This window comes from Microcoleus sp. LEGE 07076 (assembly GCF_015207455.1).
In the GTDB taxonomy this organism is placed as follows: Bacteria; Cyanobacteriota; Cyanobacteriia; order Cyanobacteriales; family Microcoleaceae; genus Microcoleus.
Genome location: NZ_JADEWV010000274.1, coordinates 1 through 6273, shown reverse-complemented (window position 1 = coordinate 6273; position 6273 = coordinate 1). Strand labels below are relative to the sequence as shown.

The 6273-nt window shown below is 45.2% G+C and carries 5 protein-coding genes and 1 pseudogene; 3 read left to right on the top strand and 3 right to left on the bottom strand.

Going from position 1 to position 6273, the window contains the following annotated elements:
• The 3 genes from IQ270_RS26905 to IQ270_RS26895 form a co-directional block, all read right to left on the bottom strand.
• Positions 1 to 1334, bottom strand: a 1334-nt coding sequence (locus IQ270_RS26905; protein WP_193976218.1) for a CHAT domain-containing protein, incomplete at its 3' end; no start/stop codon positions are given.
• A 29-nt stretch (positions 1335 to 1363) separates the two neighbouring features.
• The gene (locus tag IQ270_RS26900; RefSeq protein WP_193976217.1) at positions 1364 to 2320 is read right to left on the bottom strand and encodes a DUF1822 family protein; all 957 of its coding nucleotides are present in this window, start codon (positions 2318 to 2320) and stop codon (positions 1364 to 1366) included.
• A 30-nt stretch (positions 2321 to 2350) separates the two neighbouring features.
• Positions 2351 to 2995, bottom strand: coding sequence for a hypothetical protein (locus tag IQ270_RS26895; protein WP_193976216.1), 645 nt, complete (start codon positions 2993 to 2995; stop codon positions 2351 to 2353).
• 27 nt (positions 2996 to 3022) lie between these two features.
• Between IQ270_RS26895 and IQ270_RS26890 the strand changes: the two genes are divergently transcribed.
• The 3 genes and pseudogenes from IQ270_RS26890 to IQ270_RS26880 all read left to right on the top strand — a co-directional run.
• On the top strand, positions 3023 to 3160 hold the full coding sequence (locus IQ270_RS26890) for a hypothetical protein (RefSeq protein WP_193976215.1): 138 nt from the start codon (positions 3023 to 3025) through the stop codon (positions 3158 to 3160).
• A gap of 450 nt (positions 3161 to 3610) precedes the next feature.
• The gene (locus tag IQ270_RS26885; protein WP_193976214.1) at positions 3611 to 5032 is read left to right on the top strand and encodes a CHAT domain-containing protein; all 1422 of its coding nucleotides are present in this window, start codon (positions 3611 to 3613) and stop codon (positions 5030 to 5032) included.
• A gap of 902 nt (positions 5033 to 5934) precedes the next feature.
• Positions 5935 to 6273, top strand: a pseudogene (locus IQ270_RS26880) (hypothetical protein); the annotation flags it as partial.

Below are 6273 nucleotides of genomic sequence, written 5' to 3'. Positions count from 1 at the left end.
AAATAGCGCCCTCCCATCACAACCCAAGTACAAGCCGCACTCGCCAATATCACCGACACCAAACTCGAAACAACCTTGACAGGCGGCTGCTGTGCGGGAGGACAAACATCGGCAACAGATTTGACAATTGCAGGCGCATCGGGTTCAATCAAAAAATCGCTCCAAACCGGAGGCACCGCTGCCGGATGCTGCCAAATTACAGGCAACCAACTAGCACAAGGAAACCGATCCTCCATAGTCTCCAACCTCTGTCGCGCTTCCCTCGCCGCTGCGTACAAAGACTTCCCAGCCACAAACTCTTTAAGGAAACACTTTAAAAATTCTTGGGCTACAAAATCCGGCACCAACTCCCGCATTAAAATCATTTGCGGAATCATCTGGAAATCATCTAATTTTGTAGCCAAACCCAAGCCGTCGCAGCAGTTAAAAATTGCCAGTTGCAAACCGTTATTCACCGCTTTTTTCAAACCGTACCACAACTCATCAATGGTCAAACAGTCGGTTTCATTAATATAAATTTTTCCTGTGTCATCTTCAGTTTCGCCGTGACCCGCAAAAAATATAATATCCCAACATTCTTCCCAAAGTCGATCGTTAATTTCTTCCCGTTTCGGTTCTACTAGAAACTTCACCTCAGCATCGGCAGACAAATTCTCGAAAATTTTCCTGTCTTTCGCGACATCAATACCAGCGCTGTTTCCCAGAATAACTAAAATTTTTACCCGAGATTTGCGGACTGGTTTTTGCAGCTTTTCCGAGCTTATATAATTTAATTTGCTCAGCGAAACTTCAGCCTTCGGAAATCTTTCTGTAAACAAATTCCAGCGATGCCAGGGCAGTTTTTGCAAGTGCTTGTCGTCGGTACAAATCAGCACTCTTGCCTCTTCATCTCTATTTAAACTATCCCCGATCAATCTGTCAACATTGGCAAACTCTGGACAATTCAGCCAATCATTCAGCATCTGAGCTAATTTTTTCCCAGATTCTGTGCAATCATTCAGAGAATGTCTGTTGCTAATCTTTTTAGGTTTAATCCGAAAAGACAATCCTTTCGCCGACTTCACAGGGCTATATTTTTTTACATTTTTGTGCAAAAAATGGTAAATTAAGTCCCCAGTTTTTCGACTGCTGCCGCGGGAATGCGCCCCCAAAGTTCGATATTTTTGCTGCCAGTGTTCCTGTTCAAAAGCCGCCAATTCCGGGTTGGCTGGCAAGATTTCTTTTCCTGTGAAATCGGTAAAGCAAAACTGATTGTTTTCGGCAATTTGTAAACTGTGACGAAAACCTTGTGTTTCGCAATTTCCGTCTAATTTTATGACAACTAACTTATCCATAACTCACACCCCCTATTGATAAGTAACGATTAAATCCAGAAATTTTCAGTCACGCTAGACTCGCCCAAAACCAATTTAACTGTAAAAAATTCTCCCGGTTCTCCGCTAAACTCAAATAGCAAATTTTCCGCTGAATTTGCTCTAGCCTGCATCAAAGTTTCACCTCCATCGTCAAGCAATATCAACTGCAAATTGTTGGGCAAATGAGTTTGACCTTTTGTTGGATAAACCACTACCGAAATATCGATATCGGCTGCCTCAGTTGTCATCAATTCCACAAACAAAGCCACTTGCTCTTTTTCCGGCTCTAAGTTGACTATTTTGCCTCCTTTGACTGGTAGGCGGACATTTGAGCGATCACTGATTTCTGCTACTTGGGAACTTCTGAAAGCAAACTGCAATTCGGGTGTTGATTCAAACACTTTTTCTGCTGTCTGCCAGCCGATATCGAAAACATTGTGCAACCACTGACTGAGATGTACTGGTTTGAGTTCTTCGTCCAAGTATTCTGCTTTGAGTTCGTGCAAGTATTCTAGCAGGTTTTCGATCGGCTGTAACTCCTTAATTGGAAGTTTTTCCCGAGATCCCTTTTTGACAAATCCCAGCAACTTCACCTCTTGCTGCGAGGGGACAATCTCCACCGCAACGTAACCAATTCTGTCCGATCGCACTTCTGCCGGAATCGTCACAAAATCTTCACCAGGGCTTACCGGGCGGCACTCCAATTTGCCAATATCTTTGAGATCCAAATCCGCAACATCCATGAATTTCTGGACAACAGGATGCCAAATATTGCTGGCAGCCAAATCTGTCTCTATTTCCATGCACTCAAAGTAAAAATTCACTGCCTGCACTACCAAAGCATTCAGATAAACCTGTTTAGCTTTTTTGGGATCTTTTTGTTGCTGGGACAGCGTTTGAGCGTTCAGGTGCGCTGCTGGGGCGATCGGCATTGTCAAAACAAAATCAACTTCTGTGTTATTCATGATTACTTCCTGCTTTTGGTACACAATGTTCTACAAGTATTCTCTGAATCTGGGCGCAAATCTCTCCAAACATCTCTGATAGAAACTGCTCAAACTAGAAACACTTACTCCTAACTCATTCGATAGATGCTGCCAACTTTCATCTTCTATCACTATTTTTACCAGCAAGAATTTAAAATTGACGTGCGGGTACTTTTTCATCGCTTCGCCCTGAAAAATATCGCCTGGATCTTCTGCGATCAGATCGAGCAAAGCAGGCCCAATTTGATAGGATTCATTTTGCAGTTGCTGCTTTTCCATTTGATTGAAGATTAGCTCCATATCTCCGTAGTATAGTGTGGGCAAATCTCGGCGACCTATAACTTTAGGCGTAGCTTCTTGAAAACATTTAACCATCAAGAAGTTTAACCATTGACTGACTTTATTCTCAGGTCGGTAGTTGTGAATTTCCCGGCAAATACGCAACAGGAACATCGGTCGGGCTTCTGCACAAATTTTCCGATAATTTTCCGGGGAAAAATTCGTATTTCGGGGACAATTAACGATTTTATATTTGTCAATTTCCCTCATAAATTTGGTCACAGCTTGCTGTCGCCCTAAAGTTTTAGCCGGGTAATTTTTAGCGGCTATAGCTAGCTGTTTGAGCAGATCGTCAATTTCATCCTTAGTAGGCATCTCTTGTTCCAAGGGTACTCAGAAAAATTGTCTCCAACCAGCGATGCAGGCCGCCGGAGTTCAGGTAATTTGCCGAGATTGGCTGGCGCGATCGCATCCTCCTGCACAGCCATCTATTCATCTATCTGTCTGGATTTGCGATTTTTACGCAAAACTTCTGCATAAGTTACAAAACTTTACATAAATCGCGAATTTCTGGGTGCGGGGGCTATTTTTGTGCGGGGGCGATCGGGAGGCGAAAACGTCGCATCCGTTGATTTTGTGGGGGTTTCACCCACTCGGCACCGATTGAGTTTGTCGCCGGAGAGATATTTGGCATTTGTGTTGAATGCTATAATCGGGCTGCCGAGCACAGTCAGTTAGTCTTGGACGCAGGCGAGTCACAAACCCGGTTTCTTTCATCGCTAGGACAGTCAACCATTCACACGTGAGATATCGGCTTTGCGGTGCCCGACGATCGCACTCCCAAAGAACTGCAGCAGCCAAATGCGCCGTTAATACCACTGCCAAAAAATCCAATTTTAGCAAAACTCTAAACCTTGAGTTCATCAGTCATTCCCAAAAATCAAAAATATTCAATCCGAAAATAGCAAATGGTACAACCGCACCAAAACCATGCAATACCAATCCCCGCAGCACCGTCAAAAACACGCCACTCACAAAAAACTTAAAACAGCTATCTTTTACTGTTTGACAGCAATATTTTTCTGCTGGAGTACCGCCAACCTCCCTACAATTGCCCAAGACACAAACCGGGGCGGACTTAACGGGTCAGAAATGAGAGATATTCTCGATCGCGGAAACCTCACCGAAGCCGTCACCCGAATCGAAAACGACTGGGAAGAAGACTATCAAAAATACTTGCAACAAGACTTTTTCACCCGTAAAAAAACCGCAGAAGAAATCTCAAAAACTCTTTCCCGCCTAGCAGTTCAAACCAAGAAAAAACCAGCTTTAATTTACGCCATTCCGCGCAGCGACCAACTAGAATTAATCTTAATACTGCCCGATCGCCCGCCAATTCTCCGCAGCGTCCCGTCAGCCAAACAAGAGACACTGCTCTCAGTAGTCAAAGAATTCAGCAGCGAAATCACCAACCCCGTAAAACTCAACACCACCAGCTATCTAAAACCTGCCCAACAACTTTATCAATGGATAATTGCCCCCCTAGAAACAGATTTGCAAATAGCAAAAATTGAAACCTTGCTGTTTTGCGTCGGTCAAGGTTTGCGAACCGTACCCCTAGCAGCAATGCACGACGGAAAGCAATTTTTGATCCAAAAATACAGCCTCGCCCGCATCCCCGCCTTCAAATTCACCGACAGTAACTACGCCAATCTCAGAAACACCAAAGTCTTAGCAATGGGAGCATCAATTTTCTCAGAAACGGCGAACAAACAACCGCTACCGGCAGTCCCGTTAGAATTAAGCGCGATCGCCCGACAGTGGCCCGGTGAATCTTTTCTCAACGAAGATTTCACCATAGTAAACTTGCAATCGCAGCGCGTGCAACAAAGATACGGCATCATCCACCTCGCCACCCACGCCGAATTCCGCCCCGGCACCCCAGATAACTCCTACATTCAATTTTGGGACACCAGACTCAGACTCGATCAAATGAGAGATTTAAAATGGAACAATCCGCCGCTGGAACTGTTAGTATTGAGCGCCTGTCGAACCGCCTTGGGAGATAAAGAAGCAGAACTCGGATTTGCCGGTTTAGCGTTGCAATCGGGAGCAAAATCAGCTTTAGCCAGCTTGTGGTACGTGTCAGATGCGGGGACTCTAGCGCTGATGACAGAGTTTTACCAGCAGTTAAAAATCAACAAGCCGAAAGACCCTCCTATGATTAAAGCTGAAGCTCTCAGACAAGCACAAATTGCTGCGATCGAGGGTAAAGTCACCATAGATAACGGTCAACTGCGAAGTTCTAGGGGCGAAACTTTTTTACCTCTGTCCATCCCCAAACTCGACAGCAAAGATTTATCGCATCCCTACTATTGGGCAGCTTTCAGCATTATCGGCAGTCCTTGGTAGGTGGGGAAAGAGGCGTTGCTGAATATAAACATCAATTCAAGATTTCCCAATTGCTATAAGCCAAGTATGCTGAGCTTTGTAACATCAAGCGAAAAGTTGATTCATACGCCAGAGCAACGCCTTTTTTTTACCGCTCTTGGCGCAGAGACCGCAGAGAGAAGAGGAAATAGAGGTCTTGTGGTAATGTCAAATCCAGTACAGTCAGCTCGATCGAATTTCTCTCCCCTTTCTCTGATTTCTCTGCGTTCTCTGCGGTTAAATCTTTGAGAACTTAAATCTGGCGTTGCTGAATACAAACATCAATTCAAGATTTCCCAATTGCTATAAGCCAAGTATGGTGAGCTTTGTAACATCAAGCGAAAAGTTGATTCATACGCCAGAGCAACGCCTTTTTTTTACCGCAGAGGGCGCAGAGACCGCAGAGAGAAGAGGAAATAGAGGTCTTGTGGTAATGTCAAATCCAGTACAGTCAGCTCGATCGAATTTCTCTCCCCTTTCTCTGATTTCTCTGCGTTCTCTGCGGTTAAATCTTTGAGAACTTAAATCTGGCGTTGCTGAATACAAACATCAATTCAAGATTTCCCAATTGCTATAAGCCAAGTATGCTGAGCTTTGTAACATCAAGCGAAAATTTGATTCTGGCGTATGAATCAGCAACGCCGGGAAAGAAACAGGCCCGATAGCCGATCGGGCGGCACTATAACTGTATGCAGCGATACCTGTAGGGAAAAGCCCCAGGGTAAGTCCGGCACCCGACTCTGCCGGTGGCGCGAGGAGGGCCTGTTAAGCGACACAGGTGATACGCTATAAAACATAAAGTAATTGAATATCTTTAGCTGTCGCTCAACCAACCACTACCAACCTGTGACCGATCGAGCCAGAGCATTCCAGGGGAAACAAATATGAAAAAATTAGAATTTTTGCTACAGAAAGAGGGCGATCGCGCCTGGTTGCCCCTAGAAACCGCCGACGTGGAAATTCTAGAAGGCAAATACCGCGTCGTTGCTCGCATCCAGCACCCCAACACCGACATCGAAATTCGCGTCACCTACACATCCTTCGACGAAGTGGCCCCCCAGCGGAAAGTTCAAAGCCGATCGGCGCGCACCAACCCCGAAGGATTAGTCGTGATCCTTCCCTACACCAGGCTCAAGCCCGGAATCTGGGAACTTTCCTGCTTGCCAGATCCTCGATCGACACCAGCCAAACCTTGGCAGTACGGCGTGCAATTGGAAGTATTG

Excerpts from the sequence above, each read along its gene's own strand:
- IQ270_RS26900 (WP_193976217.1), bottom strand. The coding sequence starts at position 2,320 with ATGAATAACACAGAAGTTGATTTTGTTTTGACAATGCCGATCGCCCCA.
- IQ270_RS26895 (WP_193976216.1), bottom strand. The coding sequence starts at position 2,995 with ATGCCTACTAAGGATGAAATTGACGATCTGCTCAAACAGCTAGCTATA.
- IQ270_RS26885 (WP_193976214.1), top strand. The coding sequence starts at position 3,611 with ATGCAATACCAATCCCCGCAGCACCGTCAAAAACACGCCACTCACAAA.